This is a genomic window from Eggerthella sp. 1_3_56FAA (assembly GCF_000185625.1).
Classification (GTDB): Bacteria; Actinomycetota; Coriobacteriia; order Coriobacteriales; family Eggerthellaceae; genus Eggerthella; species Eggerthella lenta.
In genome coordinates, this window is sequence record NZ_GL622581.1 from 36,499 (window position 1) to 38,323 (window position 1,825).

The following is a 1,825-nucleotide window of genomic DNA, read 5'->3' on the forward strand; positions in this document are numbered from 1 at the left end:
CGGCCGCCACGGCCAGCGCTTCCACGCGACCGTCCAGAAGCGGCAGCAGGTACGCGACCGCCGCGCGGCCGCTCTTGCCCAGACCCAAAACGAGCACGCGCCCCAGATGGTGCGGCGCGTGCTTGCGATTCGCTATGAGCTCCCGCGAAGCCATGGACTACGCCACCGCCATGAGGGTCTCGGCGAAGTACAGCGAGAAGCCCGTCGCGGCCAGCACGCCGGAGATGATCCAGAAGCGCACGACCACCTTCGTCTCGCTCCAGCCCTTCTTCTCGAAGTGGTGGTGCAACGGCGCCATGAGGAAGATGCGCTTCTTCGTCTTCTTGTAGTAGAACACCTGGATCATGACGGACAGGGCCTCGGCCACGAACAGGCCTCCGATGATGAGCGACACGAACTCGGTCTTCGTGAGCACGGCCAGGCAGCCCAGCGCCATGCCCAGCGCGAGCGATCCGGTGTCGCCCATGAAGATGTCGGCCGGAAACGAGTTGAACCAGAGGAACCCGATGCACGCGCCCGCGAGCGCGGCGGCGAAGATGGCGGGTTCCAACAGATCGGAACGGTACGCGATGGCCGCCATCACGATCATCACGATCATGACCGTGCCCGCCGCCAAACCGTCCAGGCCGTCGGTGAGGTTCACGGCGTTGCACATGCCCACCAGCAGGATGTTCATGAACAGCAGGTACAGCCAGGGGATGGCGATGCCGTCGCCGACGGGAACCACCGTGGTCAGGATGCCGAAGTCGAGCGTCACGACGAAGGGAATCTCCACGGTGGGCTGTATGCCCAGCCAGTTCACGGCCACGAGCACGAACGCCGTGGCGATGGCCACCTGCCCCACGATCTTCGCCTTCGGGGTGAGACCGAGCGAGCGCTCCTTCACCACTTTCGACGCGTCGTCGACGAGGCCCAGCAGACCCGTGAGCACGGTAGCCGCCAGCAGCACGAACGTCTCGGGCGTGGGCATGCCGACGAACAGCGCCACCGCGATGACCGCGATCAGCATGATGACGCCGCCCATGGTGGGCGTGCCCTGCTTCACGAGGTGGCTCTCGGGGCCGTCGGCGCGCACCTGCTGGCCGATATGGCTCGACTTGAGGAACTTGATCCACAACGGCGTGAGCACCATGGTCACCACCATGGCGAACACGACGGCAAGGAACACGAGAAACGTCGGATATTGGTTGAATACCGTAAACATAGCTAATTGACCAGTCCTTCGACTACGCGAGTCAGACCCATGAAATGAGACGCCTTCACCAGCACGGCGTCTCCGGGCTCGACGCAGGCGTCCAAATCTCCGAACACTTCAGAAAGAGAGCCCGCGCGCACGATGCGCTGGGGATCCATGCCGGCGCGCTCAGCGGCGTCGGCTATGTGCAGGGACAGCTCGCCTACGCACACGAGCCGGTCGAGCGGCAGCGTGGCGGCGAACTCCCCGATGCCCGCATGGCAGGCCGGGGCGTAGCTTCCCAGCTCGCCCATGTCGCCGAGCACGGCCACGTGCTTGCCCGGCACGTCCAGCGCGCAGAACGTCGCAAGCGAGGCGCGCATGGAGTCGGGGTTGGCGTTGTAGGCGTCGTTCACCACGGTGAACCCGCCGCGCGCACGGAGCACTTCCTGGCGGCCGGCTTCCGGCTCGGCATGCGCGAGGGCATCGGCGCAGACGGAAAGCGGGATGCCGCAGGCGCGCCCGACCGCGGCCGCGGCGCACGCGTTCGACACGTTGTGCAAGCCTCGCAGCGTGAGCGCGCAGCGCGCCGTCTCCTCCTCAGGGGCATCCGCGAAGCCGACGGCGTGCAGCCGAAAGCGCGGGCGACCC

The 1,825-nt window shown here is 66.4% G+C and carries 2 protein-coding genes; both read right to left on the minus strand.

Going from position 1 to position 1,825, the window contains the following annotated elements:
• Positions 1 to 157 precede the first annotated feature (157 nt).
• A complete protein-coding gene (gene mraY / locus HMPREF1023_RS10400; RefSeq protein ID WP_009306253.1) occupies positions 158 to 1,204 on the minus strand; it encodes a phospho-N-acetylmuramoyl-pentapeptide-transferase in 1,047 nt (348 codons plus the stop codon).
• A gap of 2 nt (positions 1,205 to 1,206) precedes the next feature.
• Positions 1,207 to 1,825: glutamate ligase domain-containing protein (locus HMPREF1023_RS10405; RefSeq protein ID WP_035578948.1), on the minus strand; the 619-nt coding region annotated here is incomplete at its 5' end.